The following is a 22,435-nucleotide window of genomic DNA, read 5'->3' as shown; positions in this document are numbered from 1 at the left end:
TAAATTAATATGGCTATACAAGCACCTAAAGGTACTAAAGATATATTACCTACAGAGTCTTATAAGTGGCATTATTTAGAAGATAAGTTCAAAAATATAGCAGCTTCTTATGGATATAGAGAAATAAGGACACCAGTATTTGAATATACGGAACTTTTTGAAAGGGGAGTAGGTGAAACTACAGATGTTGTTCAGAAGGAAATGTACACCTTTCAAGATAAAGCTGGCAGAAGCCTAACCCTTAAAGCAGAAGGTACATCCCCTGCAGTGAGGGCTTTTGTGGAGAGCAGTTTGTATAATGAAGTTCAGCCAACTAAGTTATTTTATTTTACCCCGGTTTTAAGATATGAAAATGTTCAAAAAGGAAGACTTAGAGAACATCACCAATTTGGCATAGAGGCATTTGGAGCAGAAAATGCTTCACTGGATGCTGAAGTTATAAGTTTGGCTATGCGAGTATATAAGGAACTGGGAGTAAAGGGAATTGAATTAAATATAAATAGTATAGGATGTGCTACTTGCAGAAAAAAGTACAATGAGGCATTAAAAAAATTCTTGAAGGAAAATTATGATGCATTATGTGACACCTGCAAAAGCAGGTTTAGTAAGAATCCTATGAGAATACTGGATTGTAAAGTGGAAAGCTGTAAGGAAATAGTAAAAGATGCACCTTTGATGATTGATTACTTATGTGATGACTGTAAGGAGCACTTTGAAAGTCTACAAAAGTATTTGTCTGCTGTAAATATAGAGTATAAGATAAATCCTTTAATAGTAAGAGGACTTGATTATTATACTAAAACCGTATTTGAAATAATAAACAATGATATAACAATATGCGGTGGAGGAAGGTATGATTATCTAATAGAGGAAGTTGGAGGTCCTAAAATGCCTGCTGTAGGTTTTGGAATGGGAATAGAGAGGACACTTCTTACTCTGGAAGAAAATAAAATAGAGATACCAAATAGACCATACATAGATTTATATGTAGGAGCTATGGGAGATGACGCTAAGTTAAAGGCTCTGAATTTAGTAAATCAATTGAGAGAAAAAAATGTAAGATGTGAATGTGACCATACAAATAGAAGCGTAAAAGCTGAAATGAAGTATGCAAATAAAATAGGAGCTAGATTTACAGTAATACTTGGAGACAACGAACTAGAATGTGGAATTGCTAAATTTAAGAGAATGGAAGATGGCAATCAATTTGAAATTAAATTAGAAGAACTAGACAAAATTTCAGATTTAATTAGATTATAAACGGAGTGTGTTAACATGGGAGAATCATTAAATGGACTAAAGAGAACCAACATGTGTGGTGAACTGAGAGAAAGTAACATAGGTGAAAAGATTACAGTAATGGGATGGGTTCAGAGAAAAAGAAATTTAGGTGGACTCATATTTGTAGATTTAAGAGATAGAACAGGAATACTTCAAATCGTATTTGGAGAGAAGATAAATAAAGAAGCCTTTCAAAAATCAGATGATGTAAAATCTGAATACTGCATAGCAGCTACAGGAACTATTGTAAAAAGAGAATCCCCAAATACGGAAATTCCAACAGGTATGGTAGAAGTAAAAGGAGAGTATATAAAGATATTTTCAGAATCTCAAACACCTCCTATATACATAAAGGAAAACTTAGATGCAGCTGAAAATATAAGACTTAAATACAGATATTTGGATTTAAGAAGACCAGATATGCAGAGAATACTTATGATAAGACATAAAACAGCAAAGGTAGTAAGAGACTTTTTAGATGAAGAAGGATTTTTAGAAATAGAAACTCCAATGCTTGGAAAAAGTACACCGGAAGGTGCTAGGGATTATCTTGTACCAAGCAGAAATTACAATGGAAAGTTTTATGCCCTTCCTCAATCACCACAGCTTTTTAAACAGCTTTTGATGGTTTCAGGATATGACAGATACTTTCAGATAGTTAAATGTTTTAGAGATGAAGATTTGAGGGCAAATAGACAGCCTGAATTTACCCAGATAGATATGGAGCTTTCCTTTGTAGAACAAGATGATGTAATGAATTTGAATGAAAAGTTTATTCAAAGGGTATTTAAGAAAATCCTAAATGTAGATGTAAAGCTGCCTATAGAGAGAATGCCTTATAAAATTGCTATGGAGAAATATGGATCAGATAAACCTGACTTGAGATTTGGCATGGAAATAAATGATATAAGTGAAGTTGTAAAAAATATAGATTTCAAGATGTTCCAAAGTGCAATTGAAGCTGGTGGTTCTGTAAGAGCCATAAAGGTGCCAAATTCAGCTAAAATGGGAAGAAAACAGATTGATAAGCTAGTTGAATTTGTAAAAGACTATGGTGCCAAAGGACTTGTATGGATAGCATACAAGGAAGATGGAATTAAATCTTCTATATCAAAGTTCTTAACTGAGGAAGATACTAAAAATATATTAAATAAATTGGAAGCAGTACCAGGAGACCTTATTCTTGTTGTGGCAGATAAAAATAAAGTAGTATTTGAAAGCCTTGGTGCACTCAGAGTTCATATGGCAAAAGAAACAGGCATATTGGATGGAAATGATGAGTTTAGATTTGTATGGGTAACTGAGTTCCCTCTTCTATCCTATAATGAGGAGGAACAAAGATATCAGGCAGAGCATCATCCATTTACAGCACCTATGGACGAAGATATACAGTATTTAGATAGTGATCCTGGAAGAGTAAGAGCAAAAGCTTATGATATAGTTCTAAATGGAGAAGAATTAGGCGGAGGAAGCATAAGAATACACGATACTAAACTTCAAGAAAGAATGTTTAAAGTAATTGGTATTTCACAGGAAAAAGCTTGGGAGAAGTTTGGATACCTGCTTGAAGCATTTAAGTTTGGACCACCACCACACGGCGGACTTGCTTATGGATTTGACAGAATGGTAATGTTTCTGGCAAAGACAGATAACATAAAGGATGTAATAGCTTTCCCTAAAAATCAGAATGCATTTTGTCCACTTACGGAAGCTCCTAATATAGTAGATGAATCTCAGTTAAAAGAATTGGGTATATCTATAAAATAATATGAATTATTCAAAGAGTAAACATAAATATTAAAAAGTATAGTATAATAAAGTTATAAACAGAGTTCTTGGTATCAGGTGGAGTTTTAAATCCACCTGATGCTTAGAAATCGTTATCCAGGGACGTAGTTGCTCGCAACGTAAACTTGGAGAAGTGGGAGTATTAGAGCAAGTAGTCATCGGATAAATATTCCTGCTGTGTGCGAGGAATGAGTTAGTCTTGACCGAACATTTTATAAAAGGGAATCGGACTCTTCTTGTGGAATGATATCCATTTGTAATGGAGACAGGAAGCAAGAAGGAGATTCCCACCTGCTTTGGGGCGGGTTCAAAATAACTCATAATACGGCATGGTGGGATTTTATTTGTTTTGTAATATGTTTCTTAAAGAAGACAAAGACCCTTCTATTTCTTCTCTTGGTAAGTTCCCAGAGTTTAAATCATTATCATTTTTTAAAAGCAAATTTTCGTAAAATTCTATTGAGAATTTTACACATTTTGCATCATGATTATTTTCTTCAAGCATTTCATAGATTACATCATCTGATTTATCATATCTTTTGGTCTCTGCATAGTAATCTGCTATTTTACTTAAAAGAGTAAAAGAAAGCTTATATTCACAAAGTTTATTTATTAAAGGATCTATATCTGAAAAATAATTTTTTAAATCACAATTGGTGCTTTCATTTAAATAAGCTTCCAAAAACAAATTTAATGATTTTTGATGTATATAAAAAGCATCATCCAATTTACACTGGAATTCCAAGGCATTTCCTTCTTCTTCCAATAATTTGGCCATAATTATGCACTTATCTGTAACTATGCTCCCATTAATTTTTACCATTTCCATTATATTTTCTAGAGATAGGGAATTGAAAAATTTTATACTCAATCTAAAAATGTATTTAAAAGCGGTATCTATTGAATCTAAGGCCCCTTCATAATTTTTATTATCCATATCATCTAGTATTTTATATAGCATTTCATTAAATTTCTTAATTAATTCAGCAGTAATAGTTCTTTTTAACATTTTGCATGCCTCCACAAATTTTGCAAATAATAATATAACAATACTTATTATACTAAAAAATCAATCTATTTGCTATAAAAATAGGAATAGATATTGAACTTATACATATATCATGTTATCATATACGTATATCATAAAGTAGTTTTAATAACTATGTGACAAACATACAAAGTTTATTAAGGAGTGGTCTAATATGGATAATCAACTTAAATTTTATACAAGAGGAGAGGAAATAGCTAATGCTGTAACACATGGAGTAGGTACACTTCTGTCAATAGCAGCTCTTGTATTATTAATTGTATTTTCTTCCAGGATGGGAGATAAGTGGTATATAGTAAGCTACACTATATATGGCGTTTCTATGCTTATTTTATACTTAGAATCCACGTTATACCACAGTATAACTAACTTAAAGGCAAAAAAAGTTTTTAGAATATTTGATCATGCATCTATTTATCTATTAATAGCTGGAACTTATACTCCTTTTACACTTACTATTTTAAGAAGTTCTATAGGCTGGATGATATTTGCTATAGTATGGATTATGGCTATTTGCGGCATAGTAATGAAAATATTTTGGATAGGGAAACATGAGGTTGTGTCTACACTAATATATATTGCCATGGGATGGATAATAATTTTTGCTATGAAAAGACTTTTACTACTTCTTCCTCCAGCTGGAATAGTTCTTTTAGTGGCAGGTGGAATCATATATACGGTGGGAGCTTTTTTATACATGTTAGATAAAATACCTTATAATCATGCCATATGGCACCTTTTTGTTATAGGTGGAAGTGCCTGTCATTTTTTCTGTGTGCTTTTATATCTATAAGTGATAGGAAAATTTTATCCGATCGCTACCATTGCTAACACCCCCATCGCACACAGTGAAAGCGACTATCACCAAATCAAAGATTTGGGATATCTGCTTTTCTTCAAAGTGGGGGATAAGCACTGCTACGCGCCTGGATAAGTTCTTCCCCTAAAGGATAACGTATTCTAAGTGCTAAAGACACTAAGAATACTGTTAATAAGGTTCAGATGGAGAAAAGGATTCCTTATAAGCAAACTCCACCTGAACCTAAGAATCACTTGATGATACAATAAGTAGAATAGGGTGGAACGATGTAAAAAATGAAATACTTTATGAAAATTAAAGTATAAAAATACAAATATGTGACGAAATATTTTGTAATATGCTTATGAATATTAAGAGGAGTATGTATATATTATGTAGAATACATAAGCAATAAACTTATTTTGTAAAGGATAAAAAGATATGATTAATCGTAGTATTTTTGGACTTAATTCTTCGTTTTATTACTTTGGATTAGAACATTTAATTATAAATATGTGTCAATATATAAAAGAAGGTATTGAAAGAAAAGAGAAAATCTGTGTATACACGGATTTAAAACTGTATAAAAAATTATTAAAGTATGTTGACATAAAAAATAATTGTGTGGAATACGTTGATATGACACAAATGATTAATGAATATCCAAAGCTGAAAGTAAATAATATAAGAAAAGAAGTTTTAAAGTATATAGATGAAATTAATAAAGAGGGATATGTAGGCGTAAGATTTATTATACAGGCTGATTATGCCATCTATAATACCTCTCAAGATAGCTTTTTAAATTTTAATAGAAATATATTAAATATAATCTCAGAAATGAACGCTTCCTGTATGTGTGCTTATGATTTTGAAGATTACTTGAAGAATAAAAGGTTTATAAATGAAAAGGTTGTCAAAGAATCCTATAAAATTCATAACTATAGATTATATAATAGAAGATTAGTGAGTGTAAAATAACCCCAGTTTTAAACCAGGATTATTTTACATAGAATTAATGGGAGTTATCATATCATCAAGGCAGTATAAGTTTAACCTAAATTAGCAAAAAGTATTCAAAAAATTTGAAGTTCAAGCACTATGGTGACATGTAGAATAATCTATGTAAATATTGTGCAGTTTTCTAGGTTGAAAAGGAGGTAATGTGGAAGAATTTAATATATCCAAAGATTCCTCTAAATTATCTGATAGGGTTGCATTATTAGATTTTAAATCTTCTTTTAAACATTCATTAAAATAGTTACAATATGCATAATAATCCTTTCGTTCTCTAGAATACATGGTGTATTCTTTACCTGCCAATTGAAGTACTTCTCTACATAAATATAAATTACAGGGATGTGGTCGTAAAGAAAAACTTAATTTGCATCCATGCTTTTTTAAAAAAGGACATAATTTAAAAAAGAGACTACTGTCAAAATCACTGTATTTTATATTGTTTTCAGTGTAATCGTTATATTGCTTTTTTAAAAAAATTCCTTTTACCCTGATATCATAATTTTCTACACAATTTGGAATGGAAGATAAATAGTATATAAAATCCATGCTCCCATTGTTTATTATATTTTTAATATCTACTAAATTGTATTTTGGAAAGTACCAGCAGCAACCTCTGTTCTTTATATTTGTGTAGGATGTGGACTCTACAAAATTACTGCAGTTCCCGCAAATATCACATTTAAATAGAGGAATGTTGTTCGAAAATTTATAGCTGAGTAACATATAAAAGCCTCCTTGAAAATAGACTGCAATTAGCAATGCATAGGATATATATATTTAGTATAGAAATTAAATAGAAAATATTTTGAACCTGAATTGCTATATTAAAGATTTTTAATTAGTTGAAATTATTATTGAAATTATTAATTGCAGTGAAAGTAAAAATTAATTATAGAATTATTAACTTGTACATGATATAATTATAATTTTAATGTGTTTATATTAATTTTAGAATAAGATAAAAATTTTTACAATACTTTATTTCTAATTTGCAATAAAAATGATACTATATATAGAGTGTACAGTTTCTTCATAAATGAAATTTTGGAGGTAATTCAATGAATGATGAAAAGTTGCTGATATTAGATGGACATAGTTTGATGCATAGGGCATTTTATGCACTCCCAGATTTAACTAATCTAGAAGGAACCCATACAAATGCAGTTTATGGTTTTTTAAATATGCTTCTTAAAATGAAGGAGGAAATTAAACCAGATTATGTAGTATGTACTTTTGATAGGAGTGCACCTACTTTTAGACATAATAAATACAGTGAATATAAAGCCGGAAGAAAAAAGATGCCTCCTGAATTGTCAGAGCAATTTCCATTAATTAAGGAAATATTAAAATTGATGTCCGTAAGTATTTTTGAAATAGATGGATTTGAAGCAGACGACCTTATGGGGACACTATCTGTCTTTGCTGAAAAAAATGGTATACAGGTCTATATAGTTACAGGAGATAGGGATGCTCTTCAGCTTGCTACAGATAAAGTAAAGGTAGTTATCACTAAAAAAGGTATCACTCAAAAAGAGGTATATGATAGTGATAGAATGATAGAAGAGTATGGGGTAACTCCTACACAGTTTATAGATGTTAAAGGCCTTATGGGCGATACTTCAGACAATATACCGGGAGTTCCTGGTGTAGGTGAAAAAACTGCCTTTAAATTAATAAAACAATATAAGAGTATAGAAAATGTATATGAAAATATAGAGAATATAAGTGGAAAAAAGTTAAAGGAAAACTTAAAAAATAATATGGAGCAGGCTATTTTCAGTAAAAAACTTGCGACTATTATGACTAATGTACCTGTAGAAATGGATCTTGAGTCTATTGAGTCCAAGGAAGAGTATGATGCACAGGGATTAAAGAAGATGTTTGAAAAACTTGAATTTAAATCTTTGATAAGCAAAATTCATGGGCTTAACGAAATCCAGGAAGATAAAGCACAGGAATTTGATGTTGAATTTACGGAAATAGATACTTTAAATAAGTTCAGTGATTTTGTAAATTCTTTAAAAAATAATGATTTAGTATATATAAACTTTAAGGTAGAAGATGAGGAAAGCTATTCCAGAAATTATATAGACAAAATATTTGTAAGTTTAGATGAAAAAAACTTTCAGATACATATAAATGAAATATATAATGAAGACAAGATTAAAGCAGTAGAACTTTTTAAGGTTCTATTTGAAAATGAGGATATATCCAAGGTAGGGTATGATGTAAAAGTTCCTTGCAGCATATTATATAAAATGAGTATAAGATTTTTAAAATTAGAATTTGATATAAAGATAGCAGCATATCTTATAGATCCATCGAGATCTGACTATGAACTTAAGGATGTTATAAGGCAGTATACGGGAGTTGAAATTTCAAAAGATGATGAAAAACTTTTTGCTAAGGAAACTGTGCTTTTTAGTAAAGTTCATTCTGAGCTGGCAAAGAAAATAGAAGAAGCTCATATGGAGGAGCTTTTGTATAAGGTGGAACAGCCTCTTATACAAGTGCTTGCATCTATGGAATGCGAAGGTTTTAAAGTGGATAAAGATAAGCTTGTGGAGCAAGAAGGCAAATTTAAAGTTGAAATAGATAAAGTACAGAAAGAAATATATTCTCTTTCTGAAGAAGAATTCAATATAAATTCTCCAAAACAGCTTGGAAAAATTTTATTTGAAAAGTTGGATCTACCTGTAATAAAAAAGACTAAGACGGGATATTCCACTAATGCAGAAGTACTTGAAAAGTTAAAAGATAAACACCCTATAGTTGAAAAAATAATTTACTATAGACAGCTTACTAAATTGTATTCAACGTATATTGAAGGACTTAAGGTAGTAATACAGGAAGATGGCAAAATTCATTCCAGTTTTAATCAAACTGTAACTACTACGGGGAGACTTTCAAGTACAGAGCCAAATCTTCAAAATATACCTATAAAATATGAGATGGGTAAAGAAATAAGAAAGATATTTGTTCCAGAAAATGAAGACTGTGTTATACTTTCAGCAGACTATTCACAGATAGAATTGCGAGTACTTGCTCATATTGCTGATGATGAAAATTTGATAAGTGCATTTATAAATCACAGTGATATTCACACAAAGACTGCTTCAGAAGTGTTTAAGGTACCTATAGATGAAGTTACATCTGCTCAGAGAAGCAATGCTAAGGCAGTAAACTTTGGTATAGTCTATGGAATAGGTGACTTTAGTTTGGCTAAAAGTTTAAAAATATCTAGAAAAGAAGCAAAGCTTTATATAGACACCTATTTTGAAAGATATCCGAAGGTAAAGTTATATATGGACGATATAGTGAAGGAAGCTAAAGCAAATTCTTATGTTACTACACTTATGAATAGAAGGAGGTTTATACCTGAGATAAAATCTTCAAATAAAATAGTGAGGTCATTTGGAGAAAGACTTGCAATGAACACACCTATTCAAGGCAGTGCAGCGGACATAATAAAAATAGCTATGGTAAATGTGTATAGAAGATTAGAGGAGAATAAATTAAAAAGCAAACTAATACTTCAAGTGCATGATGAACTGATTCTAAATGTATATAAAGAGGAAATTGATAATGTAAAATCTGTAGTAAAAGAAGAAATGGAAAAAGTTTTACAACTGAAAGTTCCTCTTGAAGTGGATATAAGTGTAGGAAGTAATTGGTACGAGGCTAAGTAAATTAGTATAAAGGGGAAGAAAACTGTGATTAAAATAGGGTTTACTGGAGGTATAGGAAGCGGAAAAAGCACTGTTTCTGATATACTGAGAGAGCACGGTATAAGTATAGTAGATGCAGATATTATAGCTAGGGAAGTAATTGAAAAATATCCTGTAATAATTGAAAAAATTAAAAATATTTTTGGAGAAAGATTTATTGATCTTTCAGGTAAACTTAAAAGAAAAGAATTTGGAAATTATATATTTTCTAATGAAGGAGAAAGAACTAAATATGAAAGTATCATAATGCCTTTCATTAAAAAGGAAATATTAAAAAAAGTAGAAGAATTAGAACAAAAAGGTGAAAAAATTTGTGTTATAGATGGAGCTACCCTCATAGAAAATGGATTTTGTAGTTATTTGGATGAAATGCTATTAGTTTGGGTAAATAAAGGAGTACAGATAAGCAGAGTAAAAAGTAGAGATAAATTAACAGAAGGTCAAGTGCTTAGCAGAATAAATTCTCAGATGCCTTTGGAAGAAAAGAAAAATTATGCGGACTTTGTATTAGATAATTCTAATACCTTAGATGAAACTAAAACACAATTAAAGGAGATATTTATAAGAATAAGCAGAAAATGGGGGGTGGAGTGTCCTAAAATATAAATTTTAAGACACAAAAAAATTGAAGTTTCTAAAAAGAGTAGCAATAGTTATACTACTGATAATGGTAGCTGTATTATGTGTAAAAAGTATTGCAAAATATTGTTACCCATTAAAGTATTCAAATTATGTAGCAAAATATTCAAAACAGTATGATCTAGATCCTTATTTTGTAATGGCTGTAATTAAAGCAGAAAGCAATTTTAAAGAAGATGTAAGATCCAATAAGAATGCTATAGGGCTTATGCAGATAACCCCAGATACTGCAGAATGGGCGGCAGATAAGATGGGGGTATCAAACTTTCAAGATAGTATGTTAAATGATCCTGATTTTAATATAAGAATGGGATGTTGGTATTTAAATAATTTGAAATTGGAGTTTAATAATAATATAGATTTGATTTTAGCAGCTTATAATGGAGGCAGAGGAAATGTAGAAAAGTGGCTGAAGGATTCCGATCATTCTAAAGATGGGAAAAACATTCAGTACATACCTTTTAAAGAAACAGATAAATATATTAAGCGTGTGAAAGTGAATTATAGAGTATATAAGTATTTGTATGAAAATTTGAAAACAAGTAGTTGTATAGTTTTTGTAAGTTTATGGAATTTTAAATTTTAGTTGACAGTTTCATAAAAAGTCAGTATAATATCTATTGTAATGCGAGGGTGGCGGAATAGGCAGACGCGCACGTTTGAGGGGCGTGTGAGTAACATCGTACGGGTTCAACTCCCGTTCTTCGCACCAATTATGATATTTTAGGCAAGTTTAAAACTTGCCTTTTTTTATTTCCATTATTTATATTTGTGAAACTCTTTTTGAAGGTAGAGAGAAATCTCATTTAAGGCTTTCTCTGATTTATTTGTTATTTTACTCATTGAAATAAATCCATGGGGTACACCATTGTATCTGGTAACTTGTGTATTTATTCCTGCCTCCTTTAACTTTTTACCATAAGCTTCACCTTCATCTCGGAGGGGATCGATTTCTGCTGTTATTATAAGTGTATCAGGTAACTTTTTGAAGTTTTTAGCTAAAAGAGGAGATGCGTAAGGATTTTTTCTATCCTCTTTTTTAGGAACATATAGCGAGATATATTTTTCCATATCTTTTTTTGATAAGTTAAGATCATTAGAAAAATAAGACCAGGAGTTACTATTTAATTGAAATATATTTGTAGATGGATATATTAGTACCTCACAAGTTACAGGAGGACCATTTTTATCTCTTGACATGAGAGAAACTGCAGCAGAAAGATTTCCGCCTGCACTGTCCCCTGTAAGTGCTATATGTCTTCCATCTCCATTTATACTTGATGCATTTTTATGAGTCCATTGTAGTACATTATATATATCATTAACTGCAGCAGGAAAAGTATTTTCTGGAGCAAGGTGGTAGCCTACAGATATTACTATTGCATTCGTATTCTGCGAAAGTTTTCTACAAATACCATCATAATTATCAATACTTCCTCCAACCCAGAAACCACCATGAGAGAAAATAATAATAGGAAGTTTGCTGCTATCTTTAGGTGTATATATACGCACTGGTATTTTTTCAGAGCTTACCTCTATAGTAGTGTTTTTTATATTAGAAAATGGTATGGGATTGTTAGACCATTTAGTTGATTGAGAATTTAAGTATTCTCTGATTTCTTTTATTGATTTAGCATCTATTGAATTAGGGTTTAAAATTTTGTTTAGGTGTAATTTTACTGCAATGTAGGTATCAAGTCTGCCGCTACTTGTTTTAGTTAAATTTTGAATAATAAAAAAACCCGCTGCTATAATTATAAATAGGATAACTGATGTTATCTTAATAAATTTTTTCATTTTACTTACATCCTCCGCCTATTGTGGAATTCAGTAACGTGTATTTCTGCTGAAACATGATATATCAAACAATGTTTGGGTCAGGTTTATTTGGCTTTTCTCTAAAATGATTTAATCTACGGTGGGTAGGTCCTTCTACTACATCACCTTCGTAGCTGAATCTAGAACCATGACAAGGACAATCCCAGGTTTTCTCAGCGTCGTTCCACACTAATTCACATCCTATATGGGTACAGGTAATATCTACTATATGGGTAATGCCATCTTCATCTTTATAAGCTCCATACTTATTCCCATTAAAAGTAAAAACTGTTCCTTCCCCTTTTCCAATTTTGAGTTCATTTGAGGCATAACTAAGCTTTCCCTGTAGTAGTTGTTTGGCTACATCAAAGTTTTCTACAAAAAAAACTTTTAGTAGAATTAAGTGTTATAGAACGAGAAGGATTATAAACTTGCTCCCAAGGATTGTCATGATTCATGATTAAATCCTTTAATAGGACAGCAGCAGCGGTGCTGCCCGTCATTCCCCATTTCCCAAAACCTGTGGCTACATAGATATTTTTTGATGATGAAGTCAATTTGCCTATATAGGGTACCCCATCTAAGGTTATATAATCCTGTGTAGACCATTGATATAAAATCTTTTCAACACTAAATAGATTTTCAGAAAAACATTTCAAATTATTATAATGATTTATAGTGTTTTCACCATGGGCTGTTTTATGACCTTCTCCTCCAATAAGCACAATTTCTTTCCCATTATCTGTCTGAGAACGAAGGGAGCGGCCAGGGCTTTCTGCATTTATAAATGTACCCTCTGGAAATTTTTCTCTAATTTTTAATGCTAATACATAAGATCTATCTGGTTTAAGTCTAGTAAAATATAAACCTAAGTTATCATAACACGGAAAATGTGAAGCTATAATGAGTTTTGATGAGGTTACTTTTTTTCCATTACGGGATAAAAGTATACAGGGATCTTCACTTTCTACATCTATTATAGTAGTCTTTTCAAATATATAGCTGCCATCTCCAGGTATTTTATCAGCAAGGGATAAAAGATACTTTTTAGGATGAAATTCAGCCTGGTCTCTAAAACAGACAGCACCTTCTATGGGTAATGGAAGAGGTATATTATCCAGGTATTCTGCTTTTAATCCAAGGCTTTGAGCAGCTTTTACTTCCTTTTCTAGACTTTTTACATAATTTTTGTCCTGGGTATACATATAAGCAGGTACATGTTTATAGTCGCAATCTATATTGTATTCTTTTACTAAATTTTCTATAAATCTAATGGAATTTTCATTTGCTTCTGCATATTGTCTTGCCTTTTCCATTCCAAATTCATTTATTAATTTATCATATATTAAATGATGTTGGGAAGTTATTTTAGCAGTTGTATGACCAGAAGTACCGTTTGCTATGTTGTCTGCTTCTAATAGAGCAACTTTAAAACCTTCTTTTTTGAGTAGAAAAGCACAGGTAATTCCAGCTATGCCGCCTCCTATGATTGCAATATCAACTTGTATGTCTTCTTTTAAAGAAGGGTAATTTGTTTTGGATGTGGAGTCTATCCAGTAAGACTCTAAAATTCCTTCTATAGCATTAGGGTTAGTACAACATTTATTCATAAACCTACGCTCCTTTATATATTCAGATAAGATTAATTTTTCCTTTTAATAAAAAAATATTCAATAAGGCATTTGAAAGAAAATAGGCTAGTATACGGATTGGCTATTTCTTTGAAAATACCTAAAGGCTTATGTTCAAAGATCTTGAATGTTATATACATAAATTTGATTTATAAGGTAATAATATACTTGTAAAAAAAATTAGGGAGGTAGAAATTATGACAACTGGCAACAAACAATTGGATACTGGAAATTTAAAGGTATTGAAGGATCAAATTGAATACGAAGCACTGATGAACAAAAAGTTTAATGATTGTTCAGGAAGATGTAGTGATACACAAATAAAAAATTTGTGTAATGAAGCTGCTCAAGTCCACAAACAAAACTTTACATCTTTAAAATCCTATTTAGATTCACATCAATAAAAAGAAAGGGGAATTAGATTATGAATGAACAAGAACTTATGCACGACCTTTTAGCTAGTGAAAAACAGGTTATTTCAGCATATAGTACAGGAATAACAGAAACTTCTTGTACTAATTTGAGAAGCACTTTAGTAAACAATTTTAAAAATGCTCAGGATATTCAGTACAAAATTTTTGATACTATGAGACAAAAGGGATGGTATCCTACAAAAGATGCTCCAGAATCGGATGTACAACAATTAAAAAATGAATCTAATCAAATGATGAGTTCATTAAGATAGTTAAAATAAAAAACAATCTCAATTTTAAAATTGAGATTGTTTTTTATTTGCTAAGCATTTTACCAAAGGTATGCTTCAATGGAGTTAAAGTAGTATTAAAATTAAATTGAAATGTTTAATTTATTGTGATAATATACATATATGGAATGATAGTAAACTTGTTTTTAAGTTTACTAAAGGTATTGATCTACAGTAGTTTAGGGTAGTTTCTAATAAGTGAAGTTTGAAGAACGTGTGAGTAATTACTAGAGATTTAACTTCCGTCCTTCACATTAAAAGAAAATAATTTCTGAAATATTCGATTAGCTTCTTATCTTGATCCTACAGTATTTATAAGGGAGTTCAATATTTTGATGTGTATATGTACCTTCTGTGAGACCTTTAAGGCATTTAAGAGATAGAAACATCTGTGAGAGCACCCACCTATCAGTGTGATAGGTTTCAAGAAAAAAGCGGCGGTATTTCGGATAAACATTAGATAAGTGAAGAGAGGTATTTATATCTCTCTTTTTGTTGCAATTAAAAGTAAACATTTTTTTAAAAACAAACAAATATTGTATTAGAGTCTTGCTATGAATAAAAGGTATGTGTACTATTAAATTATAAGGGTACTTATAAAAATAAAAAATAAGTGAGGTTAATTTTAATTTTATATAATAATGATTATTTTAAGATGAAGTATATAATTTTTTTACATAAGACACAATACATAATGAATGGAGGAAATATGAACAAATGAATAAAACATATGATTGCCTAGTAATAGGCTGTGGACTTGCAGGAGCGGTGATATCTAGGGAACTAGCAGAGCGGGCAGGTAAAAAGGTATTGATTATGGAAAAACGCAGCCATATCGCAGGTACTACTTATGATTTTTTAAATGAGGATGGTATACTAGTACATAAATATGGACCTCATATATTTCATACTTATAACAAGCGTGTATTTGACTATATTTCTCGATTTACAAAGTGGAGAGATTATTCTCATGAAGTTTTGGCAAATATATATGGAAAATTTATGCCTGTCCCATTTAATTTAAATTCTCTTTATATGGCCTTCGATTTGAAAAAAGCAGATAGACTAGAACAAAAGCTTGTTTCTGCTTATGGTATGGGTCAGCGATTAACCATTGCAGAACTGCGAAATAATAAGGATATTGAATTTCAGGAACTTGCTGATTTTGTTTATAATAATGTGTTCCTCAATTATACTCAAAAACAGTGGGGGGTTACTCCAGAAGAAATAGATTCGTCTGTTATAGCTAGAGTCCCAATACTGATTTCACGTGATAATCGTTATTTTCAAGATACATATCAGGGAATTCCAGCTAATGGATATACTTCTCTTTTTGATAAGTTATTGGATCATCCTAATGTAAGTTTGCGTCTCGATACTGATGCAAATGCACTCTTGAAAATTATAGAAGGTGATATATTTTTTGAGGATAGACCGTTTGAAGGTACAGTGATATATACTGGTGCTCTAGATCAATTTTTTGACTGCCAGTTTGGGCGTCTTCCCTACAGAACTGTAGATTTTTTGTTTGAAACACATGATGTAACATGGTATCAGTCAAAGGGAACTATAAATTATACGGTAGATCAACCTTTTACACGAATTACGGAATTCAAGCATTTAACAGGTCAGAATGTTTATAATAAGACGACTATAATGAAGGAATACCCGAAATCATATACAGGTTCTGAAGGTGAAACACCTTACTATCCTATAATTAGTTCGGACAATTTTAAGCTTTACGAAAAATACAAACAGCTTACTAATAGCTTACATGATTTCTATTTGCTAGGTAGGCTTGCAGAATATAAATACTATAACATGGATGCAATAATTGAGAGGGCACTAATTTTGGCAGATGAAATTATTTGTAGCAGGAAAGGAAATAATATTGATGAAGATAATAACATTTACAGTTCCGTGCTATAATTCAGCAGATTATATGGAACATTGTATAGAAACTCTCCTTCCAGGAGGAGAGGATGTAGAGATAATAATTGTTGATGATGGTTCTTCTGATAATACTGCAAAAATAGCAGATGATTACGCAGCAAGATATCCTAATATTATAAAGGCGGTACATCAAGAGAATGGAGGCCATGGTCAGGCTGTAAATACGGGTATTAAGAATGCCTCGGGTATATACTTTAAAGTTGTAGATTCTGATGATTGGCTTGATGTACCCGGAATGTTGAAAGTTATAGATGTGCTGAAAAGACTTTATAAAGAGGGAAAAACACTAGATATGATGATATGTAATTATGTTTATGAGCATTCTAAAGATAATACCAGCCATGTAGTTAACTATAAAAATGTGCTGCCTGAGAATCATATATTTGGATGGGATGATGTAGGTAAATTTAAGATATCCCAGTATATTCTCATGCATTCTGTTATATATCGAAAATCTCTTTTGTGTGAATGTGGACTTGAGCTTCCAAAGCATACTTTTTATGTGGATAATTTGTTCGTTTATGAGCCTCTTCCATATGTACAGACAATTTACTACATGGATATCAACTTATATAGATATTTTATTGGCAGGGAAGATCAATCTGTAAATGAAAAAATCATGATAAAAAGGATAGATCAACAGCTTTATGTGAATAAACGTATGATAGACTTTTACTGTAAATTTGATAAAATACCTAATAAACGTTTGGACAAGTACATGAGAAACTATCTTTCTATGATGATGACAATTTCTTCAGTACTCCTTATAGTTTCGGGAAGTGAGGAAAACTTTAAAAAGAGAACTGATTTGTGGTCCTATTTAAAGAGTGTAAATAAAAATCTCTATTCAGATATGAGATACTGTTTATTTGGTATAATATCTAATGCTCATGGCAACTTTGGAAAAAAAATAGTTGAATATGGCTATCGCTTAACTAATAAAAAATATAAATTTAATTAAATAAAAAGGTGATAGTCTGGAAAGTTGAACTTCTCAGACTATCACCTTTTTAATAGTTTATCCGATGACTACCCGCTCTAATACTCCAACTTATACAAGTTGGAGTATTAGAGCGGCTACGTCCCTGAATAACGATTTTTCCTAAAGGATAACGCCTTCTAAGTGCTGAAGCACTAAGAAGCCTGTCAATAAGCATCAGGTGGAGTTAAAACTCCATCTGATGCCAAGAACTCTGCTTATTGAATGTTTTTTCCTTTACTTTTTAAGAAACTGAGAAAATCTTCTTTACTGCTGTTTATGATTAGTTCCTCTGGCATATCTATTTGTTTTAACATTTCTACTGCAGTTTCGAAGCCGCCGATGCGGTAAGCAAAATGGGAATCACTATTTAATATTATTTTTACTCCGTATTCCTTACATAGACTTGCTATTTTCGTACAATTCTTTTCACTGCCTTTTCGTGAACTTACGAAGGAACTATTGTTTATTTCAATAAGTATATTTTTTTCTTTGGCCTTTTTAACTACTTCTTCTGCATGAATTGGAAACTTTGGATTACCAGGATGGCCTAAAATATGTACATTAGGGTTATCCATAACTTTTAATAGAGTGGAGGTATTTAAATCTGGATTTTTATTTGCCTCCATTATAGGTTCATGGATACTTGCTATGATTATATCCAATTTTTCCTGCAGATCTGTTGATAAATCAAGATTTCCTTCATAATCTATGATATTTGCTTCACATCCATAAAGCATAGTTACACCAAAAAGTTTTCTTGGAAGTACCTTAAGATTTTCAAAATACCATTTATGAGGGGCACCAGGCATAGAAGGTCCATGTTCTGTTGAACCTAAAAGCTCCAGTCCTATTTCACTAGCATATTTGGCATTTTCTAATAAAGTAGAATAAGCATGGCCACTAACTATAGTGTGAGTATGTACGTCAAGAACGTATTTCATTTATATTAGCTCCTTTCAAAATCAACAAATGTTGTTATATTAATTATATATTAGAATTTGCATTTTTGTCATTTAAAATCCAATAAAAATTCAAAGTATTGGAAAGACATGAATATATGATAAAATTCATAGCAAAGGTTTCAAAATAGGTGTATTATATATAGTATAAAATAACATAATTATCTAATTTAGGTGAAGTTTCGTGTATTTATTTATCAAGTGATTCTTAGGCTCAGGTGGAGTTTGCTTATAAGGAATACTTATCCATCTGAGTCTTAGAAGAACTTATCCAGGGGCGTATCAGCCGTTATGCACAGCATAAGAACTCTAAATCGCTGAAGCTCAAGAGTTCTAATATCTCCCATCTAAAGAAAAGCAGATACTCCAAATCTTTGATTTTGTGGTAGTCACTTTCGCTGTATGTGATGGGAGTGTTACGGATGGTAGCCATCGGATAAAATTAATCCATTTTAATAGAGTTTTAGTTTATAGGAGGATTTGCAATAGCAAATGGTAAAAATTACAGAAAATGAGAAAAAGACAATAAAATTTAGAATTAATAAAAAGAAAATGATAAGGTCACTATGCCTGCTGATCTTATCAATTTATATTTTACATCTATTCTTAGTACATTTTGTAGTTAATAGATATAATAAGCGTATATATCCTGGAGTTAAAGTAGAGGGCATAAATTTAGGTGGGGATACTGAAAAAGAGGCTGTAGATACTTTAAAGCACAAATATGTAAATGAAGTATTGAAAAAAAATATATTGATTAAAGCTGGAAATAAAATATATACAATAAACTATTCAAAGCTGAATATGAATTATAACATAGAGGATACTGTAAAAGATGCTTTTAAATATGGTAAAAAGGGTGATATTTACGATAAATATAAAATTATAAGAAGTGCAAAAGAAAAACAGTTTAGGTTAAAGTACAGTTATAATAAAAGTGAAGTTGAAGAAATTATATCAAAAATTGAGAATGATTTTGATAAAAAACCCATAGATGCCAAAATAACTAGAGATAAGAATGATAAATTTCAAATTACTTCGGAAAAGCAGGGGCAAGAGATTGATAAGGACAAGCTTGTTGAAGATATGGAAGCTGAAATTAATAGCAAAGATACTAAAGATGTAATGGTTAATGTTAAAATGAAAAAGGTTCAGCCTGTAATGAAAAAATCAGATTTAAAAAAGATAGATACAAAAATATCTAGTTTTACAACTGATTTTTCATCATCCACAGATAGTAGAGCTAATAATATTAATGTGGCAGTAAAGAGTTTAGATGGAATTACAATAATGCCTAATCAAATCTTTAGTTTTAATAATATAGTAGGAGAAAGAACAGAAAAAAGAGGATATCAAGCCGCTGCAGTTATTGTAGGTGATAAGTTAGAATCTGGTTTTGGTGGTGGCGTATGTCAGGTATCAAGTACTCTTCATAATGCTATAATAAGGGCAGGTATAGTACCTATAGAGAGGGATCATCATAATTTACCTGTTAGCTATGTGGGGCTTGGAATGGATGCTACAGTAGACTATGGAAATATAGATTATAAATTTAAAAATACATTGAATTATCCAATGTATATAGAATGCTTAGTAGAGAATGGAAGTTTAACATTTAATATCTATTCTAATTCGAAACTAACTCAAAAAACCTATAATCTTGTAAATAGTGTTAAAACAACGAAGGAAGATAATAAAACAGTACTAACGGTAAAAGCTTATAAAGTTACCTATAAGGATGGAAAACAAATTTCTAAGCAAGAAATAAATACTGATAAATATAAGCTTTCAAACTAGGAGGCCTATAGAGTTTCTAAACGAAAAAGGGAGTATAATCTTATTTTCTGCTTAGAAACTCTATAAGTATTTATATTTTAGCAGTTGAGGCCAATTTCGTTGGCACTCCAAATTGCATCCATTATATTAGCAGCTTGGTATGCATCTCCGATTAAGTATAGGTCAGTTATCTTTCCATTCAGCTTGTTATATAATTCTCTGTCTGATTTAAATCCAATGGCAATTGTAACGGTATCTGCAGATACTTCTTGCTTTTTAAATTTATTATTGATAAGTACTGCACCTTTATCGGTTACTTCCAAAAGTGAATTATTTGTAATGGTTTTTACATTATACATATTTAAAAGATCTATAAGCATGATTTTGTTCATATGTGGAATTGGTTTCCCTGAACTTAATATTGTATCCTTTGCCTCAACAATGGTAACATTTTTACCTTGTTTTGCAAGATAAAGTGCAGCTTCACAGCCTACAAGTCCACCGCCTACCATAAGTACGTTATTGCCAACTTTTTTGGTGCCATTTAAAAGTTCCACAGCTGTTATAACTTTATCTTTTTCTATACCAGGAACATTGATTTTAATTTCTTTCGCACCAGTTGCAATTATGACTGCATCTGGTTTTTCTTTTTCTACAAGTTCTTCTGTTACTTTTGTATTAAAATTAACTTTAACTTCAAGTTCCTTTATCTCATTTTTATACCAATCAATTAACCTTCTGTCATCTACTTTGAAATCAGGTACGGAACCTGGAATAATTACTCCGCCGAGTTTATCTGTACCTTCATAAATTGTAACATCATGTCCTCTCATTTTTATAATTCTAGCTGCTTCCATCCCGGCAACTCCGCCTCCTACAACCATAACTTTCTTTGGTGTAAGTGTAGGTTTTATTTCATAATATCTTTCTCTGCCGACAGCTGGATTTACTGTACAGCTCAAAGGTTTTCCCTGAAATCCTCTGCCAAGGCATCCAGTATGGCATCCGATACAAGGACGAATTCTTTCAGAATTATTTGAAATAACTTTTTTTGGCCAATATGGATCTGCTAGAAGCGGTCTTCCAAGTCCAATCATATCTGCTGCTTCATCATCAAGAGCTTTTTCTGCATCCTCTGGTATACCTAATTTTCCTGCAACTATAACTGGAATTTTTACAACTTTTTTTAGTTCTTTGGTATAAGGTAAATATAATCCGTTCTTTTGGTAAATAGGGGGATGTGACCAGTACCATGCATCATAGGTTCCTACATCTGTATTGAGTTCATCATATCCTGCTGCTTCTAGGATTTTTGCTGCATCAAGGCCTTCTTTTAAGTCACGACCTTTTTCAACGTAGTCTTCATCTGGGAGCCCTCCCTGCCTCCAGTCTTTTATGCAGCTTTTTACGCTGTATCTTAAGCCTACTGGGAAGTCATCTCCTAATCTTGCTTTTATTCCCTGAACTATTTCTATAGGGAGCTGGAGTCTTCCTCTTAAATCTCCGCCATATTTATCTGTTCTTCTATTGAATATGGAAAGTGTAAACTGGTCAAGCAAGTAGCCTTCATGTACAGCATGTATCTCAACACCATCAAAACCTGCTTTTTGAGCAATGTCAGCTCCTTCAATGAATTTTGAAACTATCCATTCTACTTCTGAAGTAGTGAGTGCTCGACAGGTAACAGTTGGATCCCAATAATTTGGAATATCTGAAGCAGAGACAGGTTGAGATGTTAAAAGTGTTCCTGGAGCCCCACTTCTTCCAAAGCCCATTGTCAATTGCAAAAATATTTTTGCACCATAAGCATGAACTCTTTCTGTCATCTCTGAGGATGTCATTAGAAATCTTCCTGGGTTTGTTGAAATCACAGGAATGATACCTGGTACAACCTTATCTAATTCATTTTCAACTTTAGTGATACTTGTTATAATAAGTCCAGTACCGCCTTTGGATCTTTCGACATAATAGTCAATAGCCCTTTGATTATAGCAACCTTCATTATCCACAAGTCCAAAAGCTCCCATAGGTGCCATTGATATTTTGTTTTTTACTTCCATCTTCCCTATTTTAATAGGTTGAAACAAAGATTTATTTTTCATAATAAATTACCTCCCTCTATTTATATTTCCTAATTTACTTGATTATACTACTAAAGGTGGAATATTGTTAATAAAATATCAATACCAAATTCGAAAGATTCTGGCTATTTACGGCTAAAAAGTTTAAGTTTTTTATATAATATTATAAATTAAATGTTATTTTGAGATATTACTTTATTATCCTATGTATTAGATAGTTAAATAAAAAAAT

At 31.3% G+C, this 22,435-nt stretch carries 17 protein-coding genes, 1 tRNA gene, 2 other RNA genes and 1 pseudogene; 15 read left to right on the top strand and 6 right to left on the bottom strand.

All coding sequences use genetic code 11. From position 1 onward, the window contains the following. The first annotated feature begins 9 nt into the window (after positions 1 to 9). From hisS to ssrS (WY13_RS02380), 3 genes are all read left to right on the top strand, one after another. Positions 10 to 1,260, top strand: a complete 1,251-nt coding sequence (hisS, locus tag WY13_RS02390; protein WP_063554113.1) for a histidine--tRNA ligase — start codon at positions 10 to 12, stop codon at positions 1,258 to 1,260. A 15-nt stretch (positions 1,261 to 1,275) separates the two neighbouring features. Beyond that, on the top strand, positions 1,276 to 3,048 hold the full coding sequence (gene aspS / locus WY13_RS02385) for an aspartate--tRNA ligase (protein ID WP_063554112.1): 1,773 nt from the start codon (positions 1,276 to 1,278) through the stop codon (positions 3,046 to 3,048). Between the two features lie 187 nt (positions 3,049 to 3,235). Beyond that, positions 3,236 to 3,412: non-coding RNA, 6S RNA (gene ssrS / locus WY13_RS02380), on the top strand. On the opposite strand, the gene WY13_RS02375 is transcribed toward ssrS (WY13_RS02380), so the two are convergent. Next, entirely contained in the window at positions 3,410 to 4,078 is a 669-nt protein-coding gene (locus WY13_RS02375) for a DUF6483 family protein (RefSeq protein WP_063554111.1), read from the bottom strand. The two genes, ssrS (WY13_RS02380) and WY13_RS02375, sit on opposite strands and share 3 nt — an antisense overlap. A gap of 193 nt (positions 4,079 to 4,271) precedes the next feature. Between WY13_RS02375 and trhA the strand changes: the two genes are divergently transcribed. After that, a complete protein-coding gene (trhA, locus tag WY13_RS02370) occupies positions 4,272 to 4,910 on the top strand; it encodes a PAQR family membrane homeostasis protein TrhA (protein ID WP_063554110.1) in 639 nt (212 codons plus the stop codon). A 447-nt stretch (positions 4,911 to 5,357) separates the two neighbouring features. Then, positions 5,358 to 5,894, top strand: coding sequence for an MEDS domain-containing protein (locus WY13_RS02365; protein WP_063554109.1), 537 nt, complete (start codon positions 5,358 to 5,360; stop codon positions 5,892 to 5,894). A 111-nt stretch (positions 5,895 to 6,005) separates the two neighbouring features. On the opposite strand, the gene WY13_RS02360 is transcribed toward WY13_RS02365, so the two are convergent. Beyond that, positions 6,006 to 6,656 carry a hypothetical protein gene (locus WY13_RS02360; RefSeq protein WP_063554108.1) on the bottom strand — a complete coding sequence of 217 codons (651 nt, stop codon included), beginning with the start codon at positions 6,654 to 6,656 and terminating at the stop codon, positions 6,006 to 6,008. Positions 6,657 to 6,991: 335 nt separating this feature from the next. Between WY13_RS02360 and polA the strand changes: the two genes are divergently transcribed. The 4 genes from polA (at position 6,992) to WY13_RS02340 (ending at position 11,012) form a co-directional block, all read left to right on the top strand. Further along, positions 6,992 to 9,622, top strand: a complete 2,631-nt coding sequence (gene polA / locus WY13_RS02355; protein ID WP_063554107.1) for a DNA polymerase I — start codon at positions 6,992 to 6,994, stop codon at positions 9,620 to 9,622. Between the two features lie 24 nt (positions 9,623 to 9,646). Beyond that, positions 9,647 to 10,267 carry a dephospho-CoA kinase gene (gene coaE, locus WY13_RS02350; RefSeq protein WP_063554106.1) on the top strand — a complete coding sequence of 207 codons (621 nt, stop codon included), beginning with the start codon at positions 9,647 to 9,649 and terminating at the stop codon, positions 10,265 to 10,267. A gap of 19 nt (positions 10,268 to 10,286) precedes the next feature. Then, positions 10,287 to 10,886, top strand: a complete 600-nt coding sequence (locus WY13_RS02345; protein WP_063554105.1) for a lytic transglycosylase domain-containing protein — start codon at positions 10,287 to 10,289, stop codon at positions 10,884 to 10,886. Positions 10,887 to 10,927: 41 nt separating this feature from the next. After that, positions 10,928 to 11,012, top strand: a tRNA-Leu gene (locus WY13_RS02340). Between the two features lie 47 nt (positions 11,013 to 11,059). Here the strand turns inward: WY13_RS02340 and WY13_RS02335 are convergent. Together WY13_RS02335 and WY13_RS02330 are read right to left on the bottom strand one after the other, a co-directional pair. Then, positions 11,060 to 12,097 (bottom strand): alpha/beta hydrolase, encoded by a 1,038-nt coding sequence (locus WY13_RS02335; protein ID WP_063554104.1) that lies wholly within the window; start codon positions 12,095 to 12,097, stop codon positions 11,060 to 11,062. 64 nt (positions 12,098 to 12,161) lie between these two features. Beyond that, positions 12,162 to 13,728 (bottom strand): annotated as a pseudogene (locus tag WY13_RS02330) (FAD-dependent oxidoreductase). 218 nt (positions 13,729 to 13,946) lie between these two features. On the opposite strand from WY13_RS02330, the gene WY13_RS02325 reads away from it, so the two are divergent. The 5 genes from WY13_RS02325 (at position 13,947) to WY13_RS02305 (ending at position 17,366) form a co-directional block, all read left to right on the top strand. Continuing rightward, positions 13,947 to 14,153 carry a hypothetical protein gene (locus WY13_RS02325; protein ID WP_013239984.1) on the top strand — a complete coding sequence of 69 codons (207 nt, stop codon included), beginning with the start codon at positions 13,947 to 13,949 and terminating at the stop codon, positions 14,151 to 14,153. Positions 14,154 to 14,173: 20 nt separating this feature from the next. Continuing rightward, positions 14,174 to 14,434, top strand: coding sequence for a spore coat protein (locus WY13_RS02320; RefSeq protein WP_063554103.1), 261 nt, complete (start codon positions 14,174 to 14,176; stop codon positions 14,432 to 14,434). A 283-nt stretch (positions 14,435 to 14,717) separates the two neighbouring features. Then, a non-coding RNA gene (gene ssrS, locus WY13_RS02315) (6S RNA) lies at positions 14,718 to 14,908 on the top strand. A gap of 261 nt (positions 14,909 to 15,169) precedes the next feature. Further along, positions 15,170 to 16,381 (top strand): UDP-galactopyranose mutase, encoded by a 1,212-nt coding sequence (gene glf, locus WY13_RS02310; protein ID WP_063554102.1) that lies wholly within the window; start codon positions 15,170 to 15,172, stop codon positions 16,379 to 16,381. Further along, positions 16,347 to 17,366, top strand: coding sequence for a glycosyltransferase family 2 protein (locus WY13_RS02305; RefSeq protein WP_063554138.1), 1,020 nt, complete (start codon positions 16,347 to 16,349; stop codon positions 17,364 to 17,366). Before glf ends, WY13_RS02305 begins: the two co-directional genes overlap by 35 nt. 236 nt (positions 17,367 to 17,602) lie before the next feature. Here WY13_RS02305 and WY13_RS02300 read toward each other — a convergent pair whose 3' ends face one another. Then, positions 17,603 to 18,328 (bottom strand): phosphatase, encoded by a 726-nt coding sequence (locus tag WY13_RS02300; RefSeq protein WP_063554101.1) that lies wholly within the window; start codon positions 18,326 to 18,328, stop codon positions 17,603 to 17,605. Between the two features lie 510 nt (positions 18,329 to 18,838). Between WY13_RS02300 and WY13_RS02295 the strand changes: the two genes are divergently transcribed. Next, the gene (locus WY13_RS02295; protein WP_063554100.1) at positions 18,839 to 20,143 is read left to right on the top strand and encodes a VanW family protein; all 1,305 of its coding nucleotides are present in this window, start codon (positions 18,839 to 18,841) and stop codon (positions 20,141 to 20,143) included. Between the two features lie 77 nt (positions 20,144 to 20,220). On the opposite strand, the gene WY13_RS02290 is transcribed toward WY13_RS02295, so the two are convergent. Next, the gene (locus WY13_RS02290) at positions 20,221 to 22,224 is read right to left on the bottom strand and encodes an FAD-dependent oxidoreductase (RefSeq protein ID WP_063554099.1); all 2,004 of its coding nucleotides are present in this window, start codon (positions 22,222 to 22,224) and stop codon (positions 20,221 to 20,223) included. Positions 22,225 to 22,435 lie beyond the last annotated feature (211 nt).

The sequence above is a fragment of the Clostridium ljungdahlii genome, assembly GCF_001636845.1.
Classification (GTDB): Bacteria; Bacillota; Clostridia; order Clostridiales; family Clostridiaceae; genus Clostridium_B; species Clostridium_B ljungdahlii_A.
Note: the sequence above shows the minus strand (reverse complement) of the source record. Positions and strands in the feature narration are given on the sequence as shown.

Excerpts from the sequence above, each read along its gene's own strand:
- hisS (WP_063554113.1), top strand. The coding sequence starts at position 10 with ATGGCTATACAAGCACCTAAAGGTACTAAAGATATATTACCTACAGAG.
- aspS (WP_063554112.1), top strand. The coding sequence starts at position 1,276 with ATGGGAGAATCATTAAATGGACTAAAGAGAACCAACATGTGTGGTGAA.
- WY13_RS02375 (WP_063554111.1), bottom strand. The coding sequence starts at position 4,078 with ATGTTAAAAAGAACTATTACTGCTGAATTAATTAAGAAATTTAATGAA.
- trhA (WP_063554110.1), top strand. The coding sequence starts at position 4,272 with ATGGATAATCAACTTAAATTTTATACAAGAGGAGAGGAAATAGCTAAT.
- WY13_RS02365 (WP_063554109.1), top strand. The coding sequence starts at position 5,358 with ATGATTAATCGTAGTATTTTTGGACTTAATTCTTCGTTTTATTACTTT.
- WY13_RS02360 (WP_063554108.1), bottom strand. The coding sequence starts at position 6,656 with ATGTTACTCAGCTATAAATTTTCGAACAACATTCCTCTATTTAAATGT.
- polA (WP_063554107.1), top strand. The coding sequence starts at position 6,992 with ATGAATGATGAAAAGTTGCTGATATTAGATGGACATAGTTTGATGCAT.
- WY13_RS02335 (WP_063554104.1), bottom strand. The coding sequence starts at position 12,097 with ATGAAAAAATTTATTAAGATAACATCAGTTATCCTATTTATAATTATA.
- WY13_RS02325 (WP_013239984.1), top strand. The coding sequence starts at position 13,947 with ATGACAACTGGCAACAAACAATTGGATACTGGAAATTTAAAGGTATTG.
- WY13_RS02320 (WP_063554103.1), top strand. The coding sequence starts at position 14,174 with ATGAATGAACAAGAACTTATGCACGACCTTTTAGCTAGTGAAAAACAG.
- glf (WP_063554102.1), top strand. The coding sequence starts at position 15,170 with ATGAATAAAACATATGATTGCCTAGTAATAGGCTGTGGACTTGCAGGA.
- WY13_RS02305 (WP_063554138.1), top strand. The coding sequence starts at position 16,347 with ATGAAGATAATAACATTTACAGTTCCGTGCTATAATTCAGCAGATTAT.
- WY13_RS02300 (WP_063554101.1), bottom strand. The coding sequence starts at position 18,328 with ATGAAATACGTTCTTGACGTACATACTCACACTATAGTTAGTGGCCAT.
- WY13_RS02295 (WP_063554100.1), top strand. The coding sequence starts at position 18,839 with ATGGTAAAAATTACAGAAAATGAGAAAAAGACAATAAAATTTAGAATT.
- WY13_RS02290 (WP_063554099.1), bottom strand. The coding sequence starts at position 22,224 with ATGAAAAATAAATCTTTGTTTCAACCTATTAAAATAGGGAAGATGGAA.